Raw genomic sequence first — 22,871 nt, 5'->3', positions numbered from 1 at the left:
TTCGTTAAACTAGAAAAGAATGGAATAAGTCAGTTTCTCGCGCACAGGAATGATCAGTTCCTGCCGACCTGCCATATTCCGCACCACTGGCTTTGCCCCATCGGCATCGTCCAGGCGCACATAATAGGACTTGCCGTCCACGAGATACATGCCTTTTGCCATCTCTTCAATTTTCTCTCCTTCCACCAGGCGCACATATAAATTATTTGTCGTGTTCTGGAGGCTTATATGGCGTTGTATCCCCTGCCCATTCTGCAGCAAACTGATTGCATCCTGCACGTTCGCGCCATACACACTGTACATAAATGTAGGCTCTTCTTTCTCATTTAACCTGTAGCCACGTTGGCGGTAAGCACTGCCAGTCGTGTCTGTTGCCCATGCAGCCTGCTCTGAGGCAAGTCTGGCAATGGAGAGTGTTGGTTTCCCCAAATGCTGAATAGAACCGATTGCCCGTGAGGAGCCGTCACCACGGTCATGCCACATCGGGGTTGCGTCTAGGAAGCCGCCGCGCCACAGCTGCACGAGCGAACCGTGGTCCATGTCGTAGGTATAATGTAATTCCTCCGGACTGCCCACTGATACGGCATGTGTTACACGATGCCCCCCCGGTATGTCAATGAAGCTGCGGAGGATAGGCTTCTCCTGTGGATCCACCAGAATAGGGTCCACGACATCTGTCAGTCCTACTTCTTTATCGCTGATCAGGTACTTGCGCAGGTCCGGGCCAGATACGTACAGCGCCATCGCTGGCTGCGCCCAATCCATGTACTTGGAGTATACCACTTCAACAGGCACCTTTCCCGCCGGCAGTTTCACAGAGCCGGTACCGTTCCAGTACTTCATTGGCACCACCTCCTCATTGTTAATTCTCACCACACCTGCCCCTCCAGGTGTGGTCAGGTCGAATGTATATTCCCCGGGTTCTTTCACGATGAGGGATCCCGTATAGCGAAGCAGGAATTGCCTCGCCTCCGTATTTAAATTAGAGGTTAAAATGCCGGAAGGTCCTTCAGCTTCCGGCGGGATATCTTTATAGAACGGCTCCTTCTCATGTCTGCCTGGGTATATCGTATACTTTAAATCTGTTAGCTCCAGGCGAGGTTTCACAAAATGCGTGACCACCATGTTTTTAAAAGCTACAGCACCATGATCACCCTGGATGCGGAGCGGCCCATTGGCTGCCTCCTCGTTACTGATAGCACCTCTGGTAGGACCGAACAACTCTACGTTCTCGTGTATAGGCACACCGTTTAGCTCCACGCGCAGCATTTTAGCGTTCTCTATCTTCTTGCCATTCGCATCGAACCGAGGTGCCTGAAAAGAGATTTTCAGGTGCTGCCAAAGGCCCGGCGCACGCCCTGCATTCTGGCGGGGAGCGTAGCCCTGGTAGCCCTCCTGCCCTTTGGGCCGGCTTGTGTCCCAGCGTTCGTATATGCCGCCGTTGTTGCTGGCAGAGCGGCTCGTTTTTCCCCAGCTGTCTTCCAGCTGCAGCTCGTAGCGCCCCTGAAGGTAAATACCGGAGTTAGAGCCTTTGGCCATCATATAATCCAGCTCTACATCCACATCTCCGTGCTCAAATGTGGTAAGCACGTCTTTGCCAGCGCCTTTCCTGCGCGGCAGGTTCACCAGCACACCAGTGCCGCCGCTGGTGTTGAGCTTATTCTCCTTGTCCAAAGTAGCTGTTACGTCTCCCACAACCTGCCAGCTCTTGCCCGGATTCTGGAACGCCGACAAGTCCTGTAACTCAAGCCTGTTGGGCTGGCTGCTTGCCTTCTGCGCTGTGGCCGCATAGACTATAAAGGCACAGGCTGCAACTAACCTTTTAATAGAAATAATCGGGGGTTTATACATTTTACTTTAGAATATTGAATTTATCCTTCAAGAGTGAGTAAGTAATTACAACTTCGAAATTACATAATCGTGCTGGATAGAGGGGGTATAAAATGTTTCAGATAAGAGAACAACGTGTTAACATGTTAATGAAACAGCCACAGAAGCCCCTTTTTGTGAATAAAACGGTTCCTTTTGTTTCCGCTTTCGTTTTGCAGGGCTGCATCGTCTTCTTTTCTGCCTTTGTTCCTATGAGAGGAAAAGTCACAAAAAAAGCTGAGGTTTTCCCCCAGCTTTTATATCTCTGCACGAAGCAATTTTATGCCTGTGTTTCCTTTTGCTTGCTTTCAGCATACTGCGACGGCAGGATTTTGTACTCATCTTTAAAATACTTCGTGAAGTACTTCCTGTTATTGAAACCTACTTTATAGGCCACTTCTGCCACTGTCAGTTGGCTCTTTTCGAGGATCTGCGCCGCATGCTGCAGCCTTATTTTCCGAATAAACTCTACCGGCGACTGCCCGGTTATGGCCAACAGCTTTTTATACAGGTGCACCCTGCTCACGCCCAGTTCTTTACTCAGCATCTCTACTGAGAAATCAGCATTAGAGAGATTCTCTTCCACCGTTTTTATGGCATTCTGCACCAGCTTATCGTCCAGGGAAACAACTTTCTCTTCGCTTGTCTGTACACTGATTTTCTTTTCAAACACCTTCTGCAGCAATTCACGCTGCGTAATCAGGTTTTTGATACGCGATAGCAGCAGGTCGAAGCTGAAGGGCTTGGTAACATAATCATTGGCTCCGATATTCAGGCCATCCAGCTTCTTGTCTTCTGAGGCATGCGCTGTCAGGAGCACAAACGGGATGTGTGAAGTGCGGGAGTCGGCTTTTATCTTTTTACAGAAGTCAATCCCGTTTACCTCCGGCATCATCAAATCACTCACGATCAGGTCCGGCATATGCGCTAGCGCCTTCTGCCAACCCTCTTTTCCGTCTTTCGCCTCTACAATAGTAAAGTGCTCCTTTAAGTTGTCTTTTAGGTAAAAGCGGAAATCTTCGCTATCCTCTACTAATAACACGACCGGGGCATTGTTGAGGTAGCTGGAGACCTGCAGCTTTTCCGGCGTAACTGTTTCTCTTTCTTTCGGAGCATTTGCGTCCTTTTCCTTCAACTCTTCTGTTTCCAGTGCAGGCATCGGCATAATTTCCTTTACAGGAATAGTGACAGTAAAACAACTGCCCTGCCCCGGAGCACTATCAAGTATGATAATACCCCCATGTATCTTCACGAACTCTTTTGTGATAGCTAAACCGATACCGCTACCCTGGTTCACCATGTTGCCCGGCACTACATCCTGGAAGAATCTTTCGAACACCTTCTTATGATTCTCCTTGGCGATTCCAATACCACTATCCCTCACCTTCATCTCCAGAATCTTTATGCCCGCAGAAGAGGAATCGTTGTCGTAGCAGTTCAGTTCTACGTTGATGAAGCCATAGTCGGGCGTGAACTTGAAGGCGTTAGACAGCAGGTTGAACTGGATTTTCTCCAGTTTGTCCATATCAAAAGATGCCTGCAGTTCCGGTACGTTCGCCTTAAAGGTTAAGGTAATATTTTTCTTTTCCGACAAAGCGGAGAAGGAACTGACCGTTGCTTCCACAAACTTCACCACGTTGCCTTCCGATGGGTAAAGGCTGATTTCCTCTACCTCGATCTTCCGGAAGTCAAGCAGTTGGTTCACGAGGTTAAGCAGCCGTTTGGCATTTCGGTTTATCATCTCGAACTGCTGCAACTGGTCCGGGTTCTTCGTAGTTTTCAGCAGGCTCTCAATCGGAGCCAGAATAAGGGTAAGCGGTGTCCTGAATTCGTGGCTTACGTTTGTCAGGAACTTGATTTTCATGAGGTCGAGCTCGTGCAGCTGATGGGCCTCTCTTCTCTCCTGCTCTATCAGGAAGTTTGCCCTTGCCCTTTGCAGCAGCACCTTCCGGGCAAAAATTAACAGGGCAATAGCCAGCACAATATACAGGACAAATGCCTCCGTTGCCAGCCAGAAGGGAGCAAGCACCGTAATTTGCATGCTGACACCTTCCTCGTTCCAGATACCATCGTTGTTGGAGGCCATCACCTTCAGTTTATACTCTCCCGGGTCGAGGTTGGTATAGGTAACTCTCCTGTTGGTATTGCTTGCCGTATGCCATTCTTTGTCGAAGCCCTCCAGCATATAGCGGTACTTTGTCTTTTCAGGATGGAAGAAGTTGAGCGCAGCAAGCTCTACGGAGAAAACGTTCTCGTCGTGCTTTAAGGAAACAGCCTGTGTCTCAGAAATTGCTTTGGACAGCAGCACACGGCCATTCACCACCTTACCGGCTTCCACGCTCTTGTTAAACAGCTGAAAATCGGTGAATACAATGCGGGGTGATAAGCTGTTTTCTCCTATACTCTCCGGCAGGAAGATATTCAGGCCATTTGGTCCGCCAAATATAACTTCGCCTTTGCTAGTTACGTAAGCTGCGTTTTCGTTGAAAGCCTTGCTCTGCAGGCCATCCAGTTCATCAAAGTTCCTGAAGGTAGCCGCCATTCCCTCTCCCCTATCCAGCAGCATGTTCGATATACCATTAGGCGTTGATAGCCACAAATTTTTAACACCATCTTCCACTATGGCGACAATGGTATTGCTCGGCAGTCCATCTGCTACGGTATAGTGCCGGAAGGAATTCGTCTTCTCATTGTAAAGATCAAGGCCTTCCGAAGTTCCTATCCAGATGTTTTGCTCACTGTCTCTCAGGATGTAGGTGATGTTGTTACTGACAAGGCTATGGGGATCTTTCGGATCATGTGAGAAGTAGGTGCTTTTGCCGGTTTGCCGGTTAAATACATCTATCCCGTAGCCACCGCCAACCCATAGATTGCCTTTGCTGTCTTCCGCGATAGAGGAAAGGTAGTCGCAATGCACCGGGAACTCACCCTCACCTAAACGGGAATGGCGGAATACGTTTTGCTGACGATCAAACAGTTCCAGCCCACCCCGAAGGGTGGCGAGCCATAAGTCTCCTTTCGAGTCTTCATACATCTCCCAGATGCTGTCGTCAGACAGGCTGCGAGGGTCTCGCGGGTCATTTTTGTAGTGGGTAAAGCCTGTGCCATCGAACTTATTTAACCCGCCGAGGTAGGTTCCTACCCATAAGGTGTTGGTTTTGTCTATCAGCAGGCTAACGACTACATCGCTGCTCAGGCTGTTCGGGTTGTTTACATCGTGCCGATAGCGGGTGTACGTTCCCGAGGCCCTATTCCAGTATAACAAACCTTCGCCATTGGTGCCAATCCAGAGGTTTCCTTTTGCATCTTCAACAAAAGCATTTACATCATCATACGGAAGGCTGGTACTGACAGAGGACTGGTGCTTTATGTGCGGGAAACGGATATTGTTCGGGTGGTAGTAGTTTATACCCTTCTTAAATGTTCCGATCCAGACAATGCCTTCATCATCTTTATAAAGAGTATTGATACTGTTGTGTGAAAGGCTTTTCTCCACCTCAGGGTTATAACGGATATAGTGTACAGAGAAATCTTTCTTATCTATTTCATTTATACCGCCGTGGTCAGTGCCAATCCAGATTTTCCCTTTGGCGCCTTCCACTACGCCTCTTACCACATTGTTATTGAGCTGCAGCCTTGTGGCTTTCTTATGGAAATGAGAGAGTGACTTACTTTTACTGTCGTAAAAGAACACCCCTCCCGGTACATTTTGAAGGTGCACCCAAAGGTCATCGTCACTATCAACGGTTAAGGAGTAATTTAGCTGCTCCTGGTTAAAGCTTTTGTAAATATCATCGTTGCGCTCCACTACCTGCAGTGTTTCACTGTTAAGCTTCTCCAGAATACCGTTCCGGTGAATGACCCACAATTCGCCTTTTGAGTTCTGCCGGATGGCAGACACATCGTTAGTGCTGAGCGTGTTTTTGCTGTTGAAGGCATGCGTAAGCCTTACAGAACTTCCATCGGCAGGATTGTACCTGGTAATTCCCTTGCCCGTGCTGATAAACCAGTAATTGCCCGCTGCGTCTTTCGCAACATCTTCAACAATGGCATCAGGTAAACCGTATTTCTTCAGTATGTCTTTGTGCTGCCTGGAGAACTTTTCTGTTGCGGGATCATAAATACAGGCTCCATTGCTGGTTTGTATCCATATTTTACCTTCCGGACCTTCAAATAATTTCCAAACGTCGTTATTCACCAGGGAAGAGGTATCGTTGGAATTGTACTTAAATACCTTAAACTTATAGCCATCATAGCGGTTCAGCCCGGAGGAGGTACCAACCCAAAGAAACCCTTTGCTATCTTTTAGAAAGCTCTTAATCTGGTTATTTGATAACCCGTTGTTGATATCTAAAAGAGAAAACCTGTATTGCTCTGGTATAGCAGCAAGTACAGTGTTTAAATTCCCTACTAGAAGCAAAATGAATACTAATAACCTGTTGAAATGCATGATTGCAGTAAAGAATAAGATTATCGCAGTTTCTAAATTAGACAAAATTCTTTAGAAACTATTCATTTATAGTTGCAATCACCAAAAACGCAGATCTGAAAACATGGCTTTCAGCTACAGCAGTCATGTTTATTTATACCAGAAGCCAATCAGCGATTCAACTTTTAAGAGAAGGTATTTTCCACGATATTAATTCCATATTTGACTATCATAAAACTTCGTGCATTTGGTTTTGTGAATTAGTTGCAGGTAGTGTTATGATGGTTTCAGTATATCCCCCTTTTTGTGAGTATACCTTTATTTCTCCACTGTGGCCTTTTGTAATGATGTCATAGCTTAAGGATAAGCCTAAGCCTGTTCCCTGGCCGCTTGGCTTGGTAGTGAAAAAAGGCTGGAAGATTTTACTTTTTACCTCTTCAGAGATACAGGTACCATTGTCCTGGAATGGCAATGTTTTACTGGAAAATTTTTCAGGCAGCCACAACTTGGCTGTACTGTAGGTTTTCATATTGGTAGGGAGTCAGGTAGGCAATTGCTGATGCCTACTAGCCGGTAGCGCTGCTTTTCCTGAACGCGGCCTATTGCCCAAATAAAAACCAGGCGACAGCATAGCTTGCTAAAACCACGGCAAAACCGACCATAAAAATGGTGTAAGCGATTTTCAGCAGACGGTATTTTCTGGCTAATACCTTTCCCTGCAGATAGATATTATCAATCATGCTATTGTACAGTTTGTCATGGTCCCGCATGATGTTCCGGATACCGTTCTTATACGTTTCTGAACTTAGCTGCACGAAATCGCCGAAGAAGAGCAGGTCTCTCCTGTCTTCCGGCACAGTTGTTTTCTTGATGTTCGGGCGGGTGGACAGTACAGCAAAAATGATGGTTAATAGACAAACCAGGGTAAGCATGATGGACGGAATCATCAGGTGGGGGACTTCTTCAAATTTCCTGACGAAAGTGGAAATCAGAATGGAGGCAACAATAGCATTGATAGATATCATCAGGTTCGCTTTGCCATCGGCCATTACACTTAATTGCAGGTGACTGGCCATGGTGGTTCTGAACATCGTCTCTATCCCTTTGCTTACCTTCTGTTCTTTCTCTTTTACCAGGTTTTTCTTCAGTTTTTTATTTTCCTCCCAAACCGCTTCCAGTTCAGCGTTATCTTTGCTTAGTTCCTTTAGCTTTTTCTTGAGTAGCTTGAGGTTCTTCTCTTTGCCATCAGAAAAGGCGCTTATGGCGTGCCTTGTAAAAAAGGCATGTTTCTTAAACAGCGAGATCTGGTTGTTCATCCATTCATACAAGTCCCGTTTCTTCCGCGATTTGGCTTTTGCCTGTTTCTCCTCCTGCGCCAGGTAATCGGGTGCGGCCAGGAAGCTTGACACGGCATCGCAAAGCGCCTCTTCCAGCGCATCCTGCGGGTACTGCGGGTAATGGGTGGCGGCTATACACTGCTTTACTTTCTGAACTTCGGCATGAGACAGCCCACTATTTTCCAGATATTCTGTTATGGGTAAAAAGGCAGCACCGTCCGTAGGCTCTCCTGGTTTAGCATAACTGACATCATGAAGCCAGGCTGCCAAAAGCAGTATTTCCATTTCCTCTTCCTGCAGCGCACAGGACCTGCCTACCTCTTCCGCCACGGCAACCAGCTCTTTCGTGTGTCTTAAATCAAAACCAGTCTTCTCACCAGCTGCAAGTAACTGATGCTCTACATAAGAGTAAGTTCTTTCCAGGATTTTATTATCAACCATTTCCATCCCTTTACATTTAACCTCCCGATGATGCTATAAATTTAATTTCAGAACCTGCAGGCAACTATTCTCTGCGTAACAGCGCTGCTAACACACTCCATCTGAGCCTTGTCAGAGCTTAAGTCAATCTATTACTCATGTCATATGAGGTTTTAGATTTGTTCATAGTATACGCAGGCAAAACTGTATGAATTAAATATAATATAAAATTATTTCATTCTCAATCAGATATGATAATAGAAGTGACACAAAAATGAATGGGTCATAAAAAAAGCATAAGAACAGCCTGTATAGCTATTCTTATGCTTTAAATGTGTGATTGAGGTGTAAAAATCTTTAATTCATATGCATATCCAACTGCTCAAACCGGGAGTTGTTGCTGATGTATTCTGGAACTATTTGTTTCATCTTCTTCACAACTCTCAACTCTTCTTTATTCTTGTTCAACTTCAACAGCTCCTCAATATCGTTGACGACATCTTCATAATCATAATTTCTGACCTTCGATATTTTAATCTTTGAATGATGCGTCGGGATTGTCAGTTCTTTTTCATTCAGCAGTTCTTCATACAGCTTCTCTCCAGGTCGGAGACCTGTGAAAACCACATTGATATCTACGTTCGGCACCAAGCCTGCCAGCTTAATCATCTTAGTGGCCAAATCTACAATCTTAACGGGTTCACCCATATCAAAGATAAATATCTCACCTCCCTTGCCCATTGTTCCTGCCTCCAGCACCAGCTGTACCGCCTCCGGTATGGTCATGAAATAACGTGTAATTTCTGGGTGTGTAACTGTAACCGGTCCTCCCTTTTCAATTTGAGAACGAAAACGCGGAATAACAGAACCATTTGAGCCAAGCACATTACCAAAGCGGGTTGTTATAAATTTGGTCTGTGGCTCCGCTACGCCTGCTGGGTTGTTACCGTTGATTTTTTTGCCGCTAATGTTATTCAGCGACTGTATATAGATTTCGGCGATTCGCTTGGAAGTACCCATGATATTGGTAGGGTTTACCGCTTTATCTGTAGAAATCATTACGAACTTCTCTACATCAAAGGTAAGCGATAAATCAGCCAGGTTCTTTGTTCCCAACACGTTTGTCAGAATCGCCTCACAAGGGTTACTTTCCATCATTGGCACATGCTTGTAAGCTGCTGCATGGTACACCACTTCAGGAGTAAAGTCTTTGAAAAGTGAGTACATGCGGTTAAAGTTCGTTACATCGCAAATACAAACGGCCACATTTGCATCAGGGAACAACTCTTTAATTTCCAGTTGCAACTCGTGCAGCGGGGACTCTGCCTGGTCGCATATTACCACCAACTCAGGATTGTAACTAAGCACCTGCCGCACAATTTCAGAGCCAATAGAACCGGCACCTCCTGTAATGAGCACCCGCTTGCCTGCCAAATCGCTTGCTACCTGCTTATTCTCTATAACAATTGGTGGGCGCTGCAGCAGATCCTCAATTTTAAGATTTTTAATTTGCTTCATGCTCAGATTGCCGGACATCCACTGCTCTGTAGGTGGAACAGTAAGTACTTTTATACCAAGCTCCACACACTTTTCAATGGATTTTTTACGAAACTCCGACTTCAGGTCCTCATTAAAAACAAATAGCTTATCTATATTAAACTTACGCTGCAGGTTCTCTATGTCGTTTACATGGTAAACCCTTTTCTGATGTATGTCTTTATCTATCTTGTGCGGGTCATCATCCAGGAAACCAATAATAGAGAAGTAGCCGGAATTACTTGCCTCCAGTGCCTGCTTTAATAAGATAGAGTAGCCGTCTGCTCCATAAATAAGAACTCTCTCTTTACTTCCGGCTGTACCACTTCTGATGTATAGAAACAACGCCTTCGCTCCCAACCTCACCATTATAAGCAGGGTTGATGCGATAAAGAAGTTTAATAGCAGGACCAGGTAGATATTAACGGAGTCAATATTATGAACCGGTGCAAGCCAAAGCGCCACAAAGGCGGCATAGGCAACGCTACAGATTAGAACAGCAGAGAAAATACGATAGATATCATGAATGCTCGAATACCTGATAAGCCCGGTGTGCACACGCATGCTATAGAAAGTAATCAGAGAAACAATACAGAACAGCCCTATGTAAATTAAAAAATGGCCTCTCAGTATCTCTGCAAATTCAAATTGCCTGACTACAAAAAAAGACAAGGCAAAAGACCAGCTCATTATCAGCTGGTCAATTATTAAAACCATCCACTTAGGGAGGAACTTGTTAAGTAATATCTTCATAACACCAACTCATCTCATTTTATACTACTTTTTGCGAGCATAAAACCATCATATAAGATTTACTAAATTTCAGTACTTTAGTAAAAATAAAACTGCTATATGTACAATTTAAAACACTTTTATAATAAAGTGGGATGACTTTATATAAATTTATAAATATCAATTTTTTTAGCTTTTAAAGCTGTGGTAGTTAGAACGGCGAGGAAAACAAATGGTTATACTGATTTTAAAAAATATTGATTTAATCATAATACAGGGATGTTTTTGTTATCTATGCATAACAAAAGGATGCATTAATATGAGGTGTAAAGTCGCGATATGTTGAATGCGCAGATTCAAAGATTCATCTAAAGCAGGAAGGCAAGAAAGGTTTCAGTTTTTCAGGATTAAAAGAGAGATTATTTTACATTAAACACAACTTTGTGGGTTGAAGAGCTCTATCAATGGCACAGATTCCTAAACACATTAAGAGGCAGCCTACTAACATAAGCTAAATAAAGGCTATTTACAGAAAGCTTTTGCCGCGTCGGGGGTAGCTGCTAGATGTAAAACAGACGGCTGTAACTTTGCTATATTTTAACTTTATGTTTTTTTTGCCGCTGAGGGTTTAAATACACTAAAATCAAACACACGAAAATATCCAACTGCACAACAAAATAGTTTATACACAAACCTTATTTATATTATAAGTCTGGCGTTGCTACAAGAAATCTAAAGTAAATTTTACTAATCCCCATAAAAAGCCGGGCAGCACCAACACTTTATCGCTACACGCGTTATTTAACTTCTTAGGTATCTAATAATACCATGTCGCTTGGGTTAAAGCTTCTATACATAGGTTGCACCTTAAGCCCAGCACACTAAAAGGCAGTTTAGGAGGCACTGCAGTCTTTTGTCTTTTGCTATGCGCTATTTTCTGCGGTTAAACAGCTCAGGAAAGAACCGCTTCTAATCAACAAACATTTTTTTTACGTTCCCGTTGTACCATTGGGCATGCTACTAAAATAGGTGTTTCCGCTTTTTTAAGTCCTCAGGTTGCTGTTTCCGGCTATATGACGATACGCAACAGAAATCGTTCAGGCACAAATGTTTGCCCTTTTCCCTTTATTACAACAGGGAACATAGTAAAAAAAGAAGCCGGTGTGGCTGTACATAAACTGGTACAAAACAACGAAATGGATCTTGTCCGTAGTAATAAAGTGCTTTTTATTCGGAAAGAAAACCACAGAAACTCATATAACATCAATTACCTATCTAAAAAACAATTATGAAAGTAACTGCTATTGGACACGCTGGCCTAAAAGTACAGACCGAGGATGCAACGCTTTTGATGGATCCCTGGTTATCACCGGAAGGCAATTTTCAGGCCTCCTGGTTTCAGTTCCCTGACAACTCACACCTGCTGTCGGACCAGGACTTATACAAACCCACCGCAATCATTATTTCACATGAGCATTTGGACCATTGCGATCCTTGGTTTTTGTCCAGGGTTGATCCGGAAGTTCCTGTAATTGTTCCTAAATATCCTTCACCAGTCTTAAAGCAGAAAATATTGCAGGGAGGTAAAAGGCGTATCATTGAGGTAAATGAGTGGGAAACTTATGCCATTACCAGCAACACAAAGGTTTTCTTCGTCTCTGAACCGCCCATGAACCATGATTCTGCCATTGTCATTCAGGCAGATGGGCACACACTGCTGAACATGAACGATGCGCGTTTGTTTCCTATGCAGTTAAGAGACATCAAGCAAAAGGTCGGCGGTGACATTCATATGTTTGCTTTTCAGGGAGCTGGTGCTTCGTGGTTCCCCATGGTATATGACTTTGATGATGAGCAAAAGGAAAAACTCCGGAAGCAGAAAAGAGCGGCAAAACTATCCTACTGCGTTAAGAGCATGAGAATCGTTGAACCCATTGTCGGCCTTCCCTTTGCCGGGCCTCCATGCTTTTTGGATCCGAACTTATTCCCATATAATGAGGAAATGAAAGAGGGAATATTCCCGGATCAGGAGCAGGTAGCCGGTTTCCTGGCTAAAAAGAAAATTACAAATATCGAGGTTTTATTGCCCGGAGACACATGGGACTCAGCCGAAGAACAGAAAACGCAGGATTCCCAATGGGAGAACTTTAGTTTTGATTCACGGTGGGACTATCTCAAAGAGTATCAGGAAAGACGAATGGATCAGATTCAAAAGGTTTATGACCGCTATCCTGTTCCTGAGGCGTCTCTTTGGGAACCATTCAAAGCATACATGGAGGAGTTGCTAACCCTGAGCACCTACTTTAATGAGCGCATTGATATGCGGGTCGGATTTGAAATTACTGGAAATGGTGGAGGAGACTGGCATGTGGACTTCAGAGAAAAACAGGGTGTCGGAAAAGGTGTTGAAGACTGCGGCTATATCTACACCTTTGAATCCCGCTGGTTGCCTCCTGTGCTGGCAAAAGAAGTTCCGTGGGAGGATTTCTTCCTGTCCCTGCGGTTTAATGCCAGAAGAAACCCAGACCGTTATAATGACCACCTGCTGGGCCTCCTGAAGTTTGCAGACGAAGAAGCGCTGGAGGAAGTAACCAAATTTGAAACCACCCCTGTATCGGATGAAAGAATAACCATTCATTCGGATGGCAAGACCTATTCCGTATCAAGGTATTGTCCGCATGCAGGAAACGACTTCTTAAACTCAGGTGAAGTACTTCCGGGCGGTATTTTCAGGTGCCTTGCCCACCACTACGACTTTGATCTGGAAACCGGTGAATGCATTACAAGCAGTTGCGATAAGCTCAAGGTAGAACGGATTGATAATATTGATGTAGACAACCAAGTGACTCGATAAGTGAGCCTCTCTAAACTAACCAAAATGGGCCATCACGTTGAAGCGTGATGGCCCATTTTTACTTTTCGACCGTCTGCAAAAGCTGGTGGATCTGCCGCACCACCCTGTTCAAATCTCCGTCGCTCAGGTTCGAGCCAGAGGGCAGGCAGAGCCCCTTTTGGAATAAGCGCTCACTGGTCCCGTCTCCATAAAAGGGCGCTCCTTCAAAAACAGGCTGCAGGTGCATGGGCTTCCAGAGCGGCCGGGATTCAATATTATCTTTCTCCAGCCCCAGGCGGATATCTTCCCTGCTAAAGCCACCGTCTTCCTCTACCAGCAGCGTCGATAGCCACCTGTTGGAGTAATAGTCAGAGCCCGGCTCTTCCATAAACCGCATGTTGGTATAGTCAGACAATTCATTTTTATAGAAGTCGTAGTTGCTGCGCCTTTTGGCAACACGCGCCTCCAGCACATCCAGTTGTCCGCAGCCAATGCCTGCGCAGATGTTGCTCATGCGGTAGTTGTAGCCAATCTGCGAGTGCTGGTAGTGCGGAGCTGCATCACGTGCCTGTGTGGCCAGAAAACGTGCTTTCTTCACCCACTCCTCATTTTTAGATACCAAAGCGCCTCCCCCCGAGGTGGTGATAATCTTGTTACCATTGAAAGAAAGGATACTGATAGCGCCAAAAGTACCCAGCCTTTGCCCTCTATAAGATGAACCCAGTGCCTCGGCAGCATCCTCTACCACAGGTATCTCATACCTGTTGGCTATTTCCATCAGCTGATCCATTTGGGCCGGCATGCCGTAGAGGTGTACAATAATAATCGCCTTCGGCTTTTTGCCCTTTTCAATCCGATCCTTGATTGCCGCTTCCAGAAGCTTGGGCGATATGTTCCAGGTCTGCTCCTCGCTGTCTACGAAGACCGGAGTTGCTCCCTGGTATACGATGGGGTTGGCAGAGGCAGAGAAGGTCATGGACTGGCAGATAACCTCATCGCCTGCCTGCACACCCAAAATTACCAGGGCCAGATGCAAGGCAGCTGTACCGGCGCTTAGAGCTGCTACCTGCACGCCTTCGCCCAGGTACTGCGAAAGTCCTTCTTCAAAGGCATTTACATGAGGCCCTAGCGGGGCAATCCAATTGGTGGCAAATGCTTCCTGTACATTCTTTAATTCATTCTCCCCCATGTGCGGAGAAGAAAGCCATATCTTGTCGTTCATACGCGTTTCTTTTGCAGGTAATAGTCCAGGCAGAGCGGAGGATACCCTTGCTGCTTCATTTTGTTAATAACCTGATCCACCTCATATACCAGCGCCTCCAGTTCCAGGGCATTTTGTTCTGTATCGTAGATCAGGTAATTAATTACATTGATATATTTTCTGTTTTGGCCTACGCTGCCGGTATTAACTAGCTTTTTGCCAGAGGCGGTTTCGGCAGCAAACTGGTGATGAGAATGCCCGATAATGTAATTCTCTTTCAGTTCCAGTGCATTTATATCTGTATCCGGATAGATGTACTGGTTGTTCACCGTATGCTGCACCTGGTAGTCCCCCAGTTGCAAACGCTCTCCATAAGTTGAGATAATTTCCTGCTGCGTAAACAGCGGATAGCAGTGGTCAAAGAAGCCCCTGGCTACCGGATGCTCACCCGGATAGCTTCCTTCCAAGAAAAACTCCTCATGGTTGCCCACCAGGCAGCTACAGTCCAGGCTTTGCAGCAGCTGCACGCATTCGTTGCTCCAGGGGCCGTAGTTGACTACATCGCCATGGCAGATCATCCGGTCCACCGTGCCAGCCTTTTCCAGCATTTTTTCAAGCGCAGGAAGATTGCCATGCACATCGCCAAAAATCAGTACCCTCATGCGTTCGCTATTCCTTTCATGCCAGCATGCTTTTAACTTTCTCTGAAAAAGGCCGGGTGCTGATTCCGCTTCCCTCCAGGTACTTTTCCAGCAGGGTGGTATCCACCTTTGCCCTGGATGAAACGCCCGGCTGGTCTGTATTTTCAATGTTTTCTTCCGTATTTCCCGTTAACCGGCACAGCGTTTCTGCCAACTCCAGCAGGCCGATTTCTTCGCCTGAAGCCAGGTTGAGAACGCGCCGGGGCCATGCTTTCATTCTGGAGAGGTGATAAAGAATTTTAGCGGCATCTTCTACATGCAGAAAATCGAAACTTACACCATTGCCATTCGTCAGGCTTATTTTTTCATTTGCAGCAGCCTGCTTTAACAACTTGGTTAAGATCCCGCCCTCCTTCATACCGGGGCCATAGAGCGCTGATATGCGCACATGCAACAAGTCTACTCCCTTAGCTTCGGCAACGGAGCTCATCACCAGTTCCTGCGAGAGCTTGGAGGCACTGTACCCTACATGGCCTCCCTTGGGATAGGTGTTTTCTTCTTCCTTCAAGGGCACCGGCCAGGGCTTATTCACCACTACCAGCGTAGAACAGTTGATCACTTTAGGGATCTTGCGGGAGGCTGCCCAATTCATCAGGTTAGTACTGCCAATGACGTTCGTTTCAAAAAGCTGCCTCAGGTAATCAGGGTCGCTGAAACTTTTACCGCCATCAGGTAATGCAGAGGCGCAATTGATGATGATGTCCGGCTGTATATCCAGTGCATCAAAATGTTCCGGCTTGGTGATATCCAGGGTAACAGAACCCTCTATCGGCTTTCGCCTGGCGGCATATACCTCTTCTCCTGCCTCCTGTAAGTGCTTTACCAGCGTGCTGCCCAAAAATCCGCCCGCGCCTGTTACGAGGTACTTCATGCGCTTCTATTTGTTTTTAAATGGATAGTACTGGCTGCGGTAGCCTTCCAGCACGCCTTTCTCCTGTAATTCGTTCAGTTGCTCGTTCTCCACAAAAATATCGGCCCAGGCTCTGAAAACAGCACCATTCCGAAGCTGAGGCTGTTTCATTTCCTCCACACCAAAAAGATGGTTGAGCAGGGCCTCCACCTCATTAAACCCAAACATGTAACGCAGCGGCGTGGTACCGCTAAAACGTCCGTTTATTTCGAACACCACCGGTTTCCCGTCTTTGATGCGGTACTGAAAATTGGCAGGGCCTTCTACGCCCAGGCGCTCGGCAATGCTGCTGATGGTGGCATCGTAGGGATTGTCACCATCGCGGTAGGCCCGGTAGGTGTTGCCATCTTTCAGGTCGCGCTTCAACGAAACAATGGCCCTGCATTTTCCGTCTATCACCATCGTGCCCGCTGTAAACTCGCCCTCTTCTTCGCTGAGCATTTCCTGCACTACCAGGTTATTGGGGTAAGAGCAAACGTGCTGCAGGTCCTCATCTCCCTTGATTATCTTAATGCCCATGGATCTGGCCCCATCCACTGGTTTGGCTATAAAAGGATAGGAGCAGCTCTGGCGCAGTTTTTCAATGCCCCCCCTGTCGGTGGTGAGGGCCGATTGCGGATAGGGGAATCCGTTCTCCCGCAGGAACTCAGCCGTTAGCCATTTATCATTAGAGATAGCAATCACATCGGGGCCGGAGACAATCACCTTTACCCCGTACTGTTCCTCCAGGCGGCGTTTGTTCTCAGAAACAAGGGGCAGTTCCTGATCGATACCTACAAACATTGCATCCACCTGCTCCTTCTCGATAATCTTTTCCAGTTCAGATAAAAACTGCGGATCATTGGCCATGCGGCTGGTGTAGGCTTTGTCGCCCAGGCTATGCCCCGGTGCCCTGAAGTCAGGGTCGGCGGTGATGATATAGTACGGATTGCTGGAGTTGTTCAGGCAGCGCAGGATTCCCTGGCCCAATAGTGAACCAGCACCTGTTACAAGTATTTTTTTCATATAGTCGTATCGGTTCTGTTTTTTTGTCGAACGTATTCGATAAAGGTAGGCATGGTGGCATGGCCCTCTGCCGAGATGCCTTCGGATTTTAGTACTCTACCAACAGTCATAAAGAGGATTTTCACATCCAGGGCAAAGGAGATATTCTCTACATACCAGACATCGTACTCAAACTTCTGGCCCCAGCCGAGCGCATTTCGCCCGTTTACCTGTGTCCAGCCGGTAATGCCAGGCTTTACGTCATGCCTTTTCTGCTGCCGTTCGTTGTACAGCGGAAGGTAATCCACCAGCAGCGGCCGTGGGCCTACCAGGCTCATGTCCCCTTTAAGTACATTGATCAGCTGTGGGAGCTCATCGAGCGATGTTTTTCGCACAAATTTTCCTACCGGTGTCAGGCGCTTTTCGTCGGGCAGCAGATTGCCCTGTTTGTCTTTCATATCGTTCATAGTCTTAAACTTGATGATATGAAAAACTTCCCCTCCTTTACCTGGCCTTGGTTGCACGAAGAAGACATCTCCTCTGTTGGCAATAAAAAGCAGTAGCGCCGTCAGCAGGGTAATCGGTAGTAATAAGATGAATGCCGTTAAGGCTAAAATAAAATCAAGTAAGGGCTTGACGTACTTCTGGTACAACTTCATGCTGTTTTAACTGTTCATAGTATTCCTGTAGCAGGAGGCTCCAAATATGCCTTTGTTCGTAGCGCTCCACGACCATCTTACGTGCATTGGCGCTTAAGTGTACGTATAAATTCTCGTCTGTCAGCAATTTTTCCATGGCATCATACAGCTCTTGCGTTGATTTTGGTGGGATAATCAGCCCGTTTTCACCCTCCACGATGATTTCATTGCAGCCATTGATATCGGTTACGATGCAGGGCAAGTCAAAGCAAGCCGCCTGCATGGGAACATTGGGAAAGCCCTCTCTGTAGGAAGGAAACGCCAGCGCATGGCTAATGGCCAGAAAGCGGCGTACATCGTTCTGATAACCTACCGATATAATGGCAGGATTGCTTTCAATCTCCTGCAGGCATTCTTCCGAAATAGGATCAAGCTCCTGCTCCAGCGGCCCCACCAGTAGAAGTTTACAGGAAGGATGCAGCTTGTTCAGTTTGCTGAAGGCAGCGATCAGTTCCTGTATGCCTTTGTCTTTTACTATACGGCCAACGAAAACAAACAAGAAATCGTTATCGCTGATGCGAAGGCTTTCCCTTAATTGCTGCACTTCTTGGGCAGGAAGCGCTTCCCGGCTAAAGAAGGAGGTGTTAATGCCGTTGCTGCTGCCGTTCCCTATTACTTTTAATTTAGCTGGATTGTTATAGAGGTCGCGTTTTATGATCTCCGTTAAGTTACTGGAGTTTGGATATACTCTCGTAGCACAGGCATAAGTCAAGACCTCTACCAACTCTAAAATAAACCGCTTAAAGCCTTTTGCTTCAAGTAAGTACATGCCTGCTACTGTATGCAACCGGATAGGCACGCCGGCCAGCTTACCACCGAGCATAGCAATGATACCTGCCTTAGGCGTATGGGAATGTATAATATCCGGTTTATACTGCCTGCAGAGTTTGTAAAACTGCCACAGGGCCTTCAAGTCCTGAAACAGCGTAATTTTGCGGGTCAGGTTCAGAATAATATGTGGGCTGTCCTGCTCTTGTATCACCAGCTCTCTTTCCGGCCCGTCTGCGGAGATCATGATCGGTTTAAACCCATGGGCCTTCATGTAAGGCAACTGCCCTACGATAAGGTTCTTCAGGGATACAGGAACTGTTGTTACACGAAATAGTACTACTGCCATTATGCTTTTTTATTTTTGATATGATCGTAAATGCCAAGCATGCTCATACTCGCCATACCATACTTCTCTTTTAGTGTTGTAAAATGATTCAGGATAACCACCAGGTCTTGTAAACTCTGACGTGGGCTATCTCCGAAATTATGCGGGTGCCACCAGAGATGATAACATTCCTTAGACTTAGCCGCAGCCGTCATCTCCCCCAATACTCGCTTTAGGCGCAGTCGGTTTAAAAATTTATACTTTAGATGCAGCGGCCGCAACAGCCTGCTGGCAGGTAGGGCAAGCGGCAAGCCTTCTTGCAGCTCTAGGGCAGATAGCTTATAGGATGTTCTTGCGCCGATAGGTATGTAAGCATCTGCTGAGCGGAAAGCCCTCTTGATAAGCCTTTCCTTTACATCCATGTCCCAGAACCAATCCACTGGGTTCGACCGTACGGTTGCAAGCCCCTCTTCGTGGCAAACTTTCAGGTAAGCCTCGTTCAGCTGGTTTCTTGGGAACACCATAGAGCGCAGTTCAATACCTTTTCTTGCGGCAATGCGTTTGGCAGCCTGCAGGTCGCTTCTGAACTGTGCCACCGTTTGGCCCTCTTCCCGGCAGTAATAGTGCGAGAAGGTATGCGTAGCCATCTCCTGGTAAGGCGTATTCTTTACCTGTTCGACCAACGCAGGCGCAAAGAGACAGGAATTGAACTCAGGTTTCCCGGCATACAGGTCCTTTAACCGGTAGGAAGACAGTTGCGGCTTCTCATATGTTGGGATTTGTTCGGGCTTATGGGCAGTCCAGTCATCCCAGTTTTCTGCGAACAGCATACCGACAGTAGCCCAGGTTACGTGCACCTTTTCCCTTTCAAAATGCGATAGCATTTCAGGAATAACCTGCCGGGTATTTTCGAAGTACTGGACTTTCTTTTCTAAGGGCATTCTGTCGAAAATGCCCCAATACAATTCAAAATCTAAAGAAATAGTAAATACAGGTATATCTTTAAGCATGTGTCACTACGTTTGCGTTCGCCGCCATCAATTCCTTTTTCTTTGCTCTCTTTCTTAGCCACATCCTCCTTTTGTAATCCAGGAAAGACCCAATCACAAAGAAAAGGAAATACATTACCTGGCTCTTCTGCCGCATCGCAATACCGAGGTTAGACATCACAAAGGCAAGCGCTAAGGAAGATGTCAGGAATATCGTTAAGCTCATCTTCACTAAAGAAGATGAGTTTTTGATGTACGGGATAAACTTCCGGTCAAAGAGTTTGCTTACCAGATAGATATATAAAACATTCTCCAGCGATACGAATATACCCATGGCACTGGGCGCGTCCACAAACAGCGGGCGAAACCAGAAGGTCACCAGTTTCAGCACAATCGGATAACTGTTAATGTCTATACCCGACCCTGATTTAGATAAACTGGCTGCCCGGCCTTCTGCAAAGTCCTGGAAACTCTCAATAGCACCCTCCTCCAGGTTAATATTACCCATTGCCAAAATCTTGTCGGAGAAGATGATCAAGGCACCAATAAAGGTGGCGTAAACTAACAGCTTTTGATAAAACGGCACCTTTTCTTTTCCGGTGAAATAACCGGCAACCGCACCTACCCCGAGGAAAAGAAACATGTGGGGCCTGATATGATAGACAATCAAGGAGCCGAGCGTCAGAATAAACAGTCTCTTCTGTGGCACTCTCATGCCGTATGCAAACATACTAATTCCCAGCAGTATGAGGGAGCCTTTACTGAAGGCAACTGTCCAGAAATGCATGTTCGGCAAAAACAGGAGCAGCGTAATCAAGTCCATGCGAAATACCTGCACTTTTGTCTTTATATTCTCTTTAAAGAAGATATAGAAGAAAACAAAGGCCAGGTACCCAAACCAGGCAAACAAGGCCATCATAGCCGCATAGGAGAAGCCCAGGCCGCTTGCAAAAGGATACCCTACGAATTCAATAAAATAGGTATCTGTACCGTATGCCTGAAACCAGGAAGTATAAGCCGTCGTCGCATCTTTGTAATAAGTCTTTGAATCTGATGGGTTGAAAGACTGGTACCAAAAATAAAAACCCCAGAACACATAATGGTACCAGTACAGCTTATTCATCAAATCAACAGAAAAGAAGGGAAACCTTCTCTTAAAATGCTGAAGAATAGGCTGGGTGATCGCAAATAAAAACAGGATAAGAATTATCGCCCCTACCATTTACAAATTATATATAAATTATATACTTTAATCATCAAAATACTCAGAAAGAAGCTATTGCTGCCACTAGGCTGGTACTGCTTCTGCCTGCTTACGATACCATATTTCCATTGATAAAATACCAAACAGTATTTTAGCTCTTTTATCTTTCGATACCGCCACTTTATCATTCAGGAGTTTCTCCACAAAGGAAGCCTCTAACACATCCTTGTACAGGCAGTTGCTGCTATGCAGATAATCCTGTAGGATAGGCTGAAGTGTTTTTTCAACCATTTCGATAATCGGTGTCTCAAAGCCTCTTTTTGGGAGCTTTTCGTTACCTATCGGCAGATACTGCGCAGCAAGCTTTCTAAGCAGCCACTTCGTTGTTCGCCCTCTCACCTTCATGTGGTCCGGCAACGTAGGGGCAAATTCCATTATATCCTTCGACAGGAATGGAGATCTGCCCTCCAGCGAATTCTGCATGGAGCTTATATCGATTTTCTTTAAAAGGATATACGGGAGAATGGTTTCAAAATCTGCCAGCATGATTTTATCAAGCGCAGAAATATTTTTACCGTATATGCTGCGAATCTTTTTCTCCAGCGCCTCATCTGGCTTCACCTTAAACGGTGTTGCCTGATCAAGCAGCAAGTCTGTACTGGCACTTAAGTACTGCTCAAAACTCTCCAGGCTGTTAAGCTTGGCTAAGCGATAGGCATAGTTGTAAAGGGTCATTTTGTTGTCCGGGGCCGGCAACAGCGGAGCGATTAGCTTTGACACAGCCTTCACGCCACCACTTGTCAGCAGAGCATTTGCGTAGGGGACATACCGCCTGTAGCCCCCGAATAACTCATCCCCTCCGTCTCCATTCACGATAACAGTCAGATGCTTGCGGGCTTCTCTGGCTACGTAGTAGGAGGGTATCTGCGAATCATCTACAAAAGGCTCACCATAGGCGTTTACAATATTTTCAAAGTCCTGTAAAAGATTATCGTAAGACACATCCAACTCCTGATGGTTCGTACCTAAATGGTTGGCGACTTTTCTGGCAATCGGCGACTCGTCATACTCATCGCTGAATCTGACTGTGAAGGTGCGCAAGCCCGGCTTTACTTCCGTTGCCATAGCCGTTACAATGCCACTGTCAATCCCTCCGCTCAGAAAACAGCCCACCTCCAAATCACTGCTTTCTATGCGCCTTTTAACTGCCTGCTTTAACCGCCTGTCAAGCTCCTGCAGAGCTTCTTCATCACTTGCCTCAATAGAATCCTGTTCGTAGAAAGGCACAATAGACCACCACTCCTTTTGCTCGGAAATAATACCTCTTCTTACATCTATGTCGACAAAGTGACCTGGCTTTACTTCCGATATACCTTCAAAAGGAGTTGCCTCGCCATACACCATTCCGGTTTGCAGGTAAGCTGCCATAGCGGATAGCCTGATGGAGGGCCTCAGTATCTTTTGCAACAGGTTTTGTTCGCTCCCGAAGTAGATGCTGTCATTTGTTTTAGAAAAGTACAACGGTTTCTTTCCAGCGCGATCCCGGAATAAATATACTTTGCCCTGCCTCTTGTCATACAGCGCCATGGCAAACATTCCCTCCAGGTGCTCTAGCATGTCGAGCCCCAGCTTCTTGTATAGGAGCAGAATGGTTTCGGTGTCGGAATGCGTTTGGCCGCTTAGGCTGAACTGCTTGCGCAGCTCCAGGTGGTTGTATATCTCGCCGTTAAAGATAATCGCCAGGTCCTCGTCATCCATAGGCTGGGTGCCACCTGCAATGTCCACAATACTCAGCCTGGCATGAAACAGGTGCACATTCGGCTCATAGGTTTTATAAACCTGTCCATCCGGTCCGCGGTGGCACAGCATTTCCCTTGCCACTTCCATGTCGCTGTCTTTTAGGCGACCTATATTTCCAAAGATTCCACACAT

15 protein-coding genes are annotated in these 22,871 nt (G+C 46.2%); 1 reads left to right on the top strand and 14 read right to left on the bottom strand.

The genetic code is table 11. The features are described 5' to 3' along the window. Positions 1-9 precede the first annotated feature (9 nt). From DXT99_RS05630 to DXT99_RS05610, 5 genes are all read right to left on the bottom strand, one after another. Positions 10-1,851, bottom strand: a complete 1,842-nt coding sequence (locus DXT99_RS05630; protein WP_115564561.1) for a family 16 glycoside hydrolase — start codon at positions 1,849-1,851, stop codon at positions 10-12. A 298-nt stretch (positions 1,852-2,149) separates the two neighbouring features. Continuing rightward, positions 2,150-6,289, bottom strand: coding sequence for a hybrid sensor histidine kinase/response regulator transcription factor (locus DXT99_RS05625; RefSeq protein ID WP_246000463.1), 4,140 nt, complete (start codon positions 6,287-6,289; stop codon positions 2,150-2,152). Positions 6,290-6,527: 238 nt separating this feature from the next. After that, positions 6,528-6,827 (bottom strand): sensor histidine kinase, encoded by a 300-nt coding sequence (locus tag DXT99_RS05620; protein ID WP_115564559.1) that lies wholly within the window; start codon positions 6,825-6,827, stop codon positions 6,528-6,530. Positions 6,828-6,897: 70 nt separating this feature from the next. Further along, the gene (locus tag DXT99_RS05615; protein ID WP_147294173.1) at positions 6,898-8,076 is read right to left on the bottom strand and encodes a Pycsar system effector family protein; all 1,179 of its coding nucleotides are present in this window, start codon (positions 8,074-8,076) and stop codon (positions 6,898-6,900) included. 336 nt (positions 8,077-8,412) lie between these two features. Next, positions 8,413-10,344, bottom strand: coding sequence for a polysaccharide biosynthesis protein (locus tag DXT99_RS05610; RefSeq protein WP_115564557.1), 1,932 nt, complete (start codon positions 10,342-10,344; stop codon positions 8,413-8,415). 1,267 nt (positions 10,345-11,611) lie between these two features. Here DXT99_RS05610 and DXT99_RS05600 point away from each other — a divergent pair. Next, positions 11,612-13,177, top strand: coding sequence for an MBL fold metallo-hydrolase (locus tag DXT99_RS05600; protein WP_115564555.1), 1,566 nt, complete (start codon positions 11,612-11,614; stop codon positions 13,175-13,177). Positions 13,178-13,235: 58 nt separating this feature from the next. Here the strand turns inward: DXT99_RS05600 and DXT99_RS05595 are convergent, their stop codons facing one another. The 9 genes from DXT99_RS05595 to asnB form a co-directional block, all read right to left on the bottom strand. Beyond that, the gene (locus DXT99_RS05595) at positions 13,236-14,378 is read right to left on the bottom strand and encodes a DegT/DnrJ/EryC1/StrS family aminotransferase (protein ID WP_115564554.1); all 1,143 of its coding nucleotides are present in this window, start codon (positions 14,376-14,378) and stop codon (positions 13,236-13,238) included. Continuing rightward, the gene (locus DXT99_RS05590; protein WP_115564553.1) at positions 14,375-15,019 is read right to left on the bottom strand and encodes a metallophosphoesterase family protein; all 645 of its coding nucleotides are present in this window, start codon (positions 15,017-15,019) and stop codon (positions 14,375-14,377) included. Before DXT99_RS05590 ends, DXT99_RS05595 begins: the two co-directional genes overlap by 4 nt. Positions 15,020-15,035: 16 nt before the next feature. Next, positions 15,036-15,929: an NAD-dependent epimerase/dehydratase family protein gene (locus DXT99_RS05585; RefSeq protein WP_115564552.1), complete on the bottom strand. Its 894-nt coding sequence runs from the start codon at positions 15,927-15,929 to the stop codon at positions 15,036-15,038. A gap of 6 nt (positions 15,930-15,935) precedes the next feature. Continuing rightward, a complete protein-coding gene (locus tag DXT99_RS05580; protein WP_115564551.1) occupies positions 15,936-16,973 on the bottom strand; it encodes an ATP-grasp domain-containing protein in 1,038 nt (345 codons plus the stop codon). Beyond that, positions 16,970-17,611 (bottom strand): sugar transferase, encoded by a 642-nt coding sequence (locus tag DXT99_RS05575; RefSeq protein ID WP_317048130.1) that lies wholly within the window; start codon positions 17,609-17,611, stop codon positions 16,970-16,972. The genes DXT99_RS05580 and DXT99_RS05575 overlap by 4 nt, the downstream gene beginning before the upstream one ends. Beyond that, entirely contained in the window at positions 17,574-18,767 is a 1,194-nt protein-coding gene (locus DXT99_RS05570) for a glycosyltransferase family 4 protein (RefSeq protein WP_115564550.1), read from the bottom strand. The genes DXT99_RS05575 and DXT99_RS05570 overlap by 38 nt, the downstream gene beginning before the upstream one ends. Then, a complete protein-coding gene (locus tag DXT99_RS05565; RefSeq protein ID WP_115564549.1) occupies positions 18,767-19,756 on the bottom strand; it encodes a polysaccharide deacetylase family protein in 990 nt (329 codons plus the stop codon). The genes DXT99_RS05570 and DXT99_RS05565 overlap by 1 nt, the downstream gene beginning before the upstream one ends. Further along, positions 19,749-20,858, bottom strand: coding sequence for a hypothetical protein (locus DXT99_RS05560; RefSeq protein WP_246000462.1), 1,110 nt, complete (start codon positions 20,856-20,858; stop codon positions 19,749-19,751). The genes DXT99_RS05565 and DXT99_RS05560 overlap by 8 nt, the downstream gene beginning before the upstream one ends. Before the next feature lie 165 nt (positions 20,859-21,023). After that, positions 21,024-22,871 carry an asparagine synthase (glutamine-hydrolyzing) gene (gene asnB, locus DXT99_RS05555; protein ID WP_115564548.1) on the bottom strand — a complete coding sequence of 616 codons (1,848 nt, stop codon included), beginning with the start codon at positions 22,869-22,871 and terminating at the stop codon, positions 21,024-21,026.

The sequence above is a fragment of the Pontibacter diazotrophicus genome (genome assembly GCF_003367245.1).
Classification (GTDB): Bacteria; Bacteroidota; Bacteroidia; order Cytophagales; family Hymenobacteraceae; genus Pontibacter; species Pontibacter diazotrophicus.
Note: the sequence above shows the minus strand (reverse complement) of the source record. Positions and strands in the feature narration are given on the sequence as shown.

What these genes read in the sequence shown, in the direction of transcription:
- DXT99_RS05595 (WP_115564554.1), bottom strand. Translation starts at nt 14,378, where the DNA reads ATGAACGACAAGATATGGCTTTCTTCTCCGCACATGGGGGAGAATGAA.
- DXT99_RS05575 (WP_317048130.1), bottom strand. Translation starts at nt 17,611, where the DNA reads ATGAAGTTGTACCAGAAGTACGTCAAGCCCTTACTTGATTTTATTTTA.
- DXT99_RS05610 (WP_115564557.1), bottom strand. Translation starts at nt 10,344, where the DNA reads ATGAAGATATTACTTAACAAGTTCCTCCCTAAGTGGATGGTTTTAATA.
- DXT99_RS05600 (WP_115564555.1), top strand. Translation starts at nt 11,612, where the DNA reads ATGAAAGTAACTGCTATTGGACACGCTGGCCTAAAAGTACAGACCGAG.
- DXT99_RS05620 (WP_115564559.1), bottom strand. Translation starts at nt 6,827, where the DNA reads ATGAAAACCTACAGTACAGCCAAGTTGTGGCTGCCTGAAAAATTTTCC.
- DXT99_RS05570 (WP_115564550.1), bottom strand. Translation starts at nt 18,767, where the DNA reads ATGGCAGTAGTACTATTTCGTGTAACAACAGTTCCTGTATCCCTGAAG.
- asnB (WP_115564548.1), bottom strand. Translation starts at nt 22,871, where the DNA reads ATGTGTGGAATCTTTGGAAATATAGGTCGCCTAAAAGACAGCGACATG.
- DXT99_RS05580 (WP_115564551.1), bottom strand. Translation starts at nt 16,973, where the DNA reads ATGAAAAAAATACTTGTAACAGGTGCTGGTTCACTATTGGGCCAGGGA.
- DXT99_RS05590 (WP_115564553.1), bottom strand. Translation starts at nt 15,019, where the DNA reads ATGAGGGTACTGATTTTTGGCGATGTGCATGGCAATCTTCCTGCGCTT.
- DXT99_RS05565 (WP_115564549.1), bottom strand. Translation starts at nt 19,756, where the DNA reads ATGCTTAAAGATATACCTGTATTTACTATTTCTTTAGATTTTGAATTG.
- DXT99_RS05560 (WP_246000462.1), bottom strand. Translation starts at nt 20,858, where the DNA reads ATGAATAAGCTGTACTGGTACCATTATGTGTTCTGGGGTTTTTATTTT.
- DXT99_RS05630 (WP_115564561.1), bottom strand. Translation starts at nt 1,851, where the DNA reads ATGTATAAACCCCCGATTATTTCTATTAAAAGGTTAGTTGCAGCCTGT.
- DXT99_RS05615 (WP_147294173.1), bottom strand. Translation starts at nt 8,076, where the DNA reads ATGGTTGATAATAAAATCCTGGAAAGAACTTACTCTTATGTAGAGCAT.
- DXT99_RS05585 (WP_115564552.1), bottom strand. Translation starts at nt 15,929, where the DNA reads ATGAAGTACCTCGTAACAGGCGCGGGCGGATTTTTGGGCAGCACGCTG.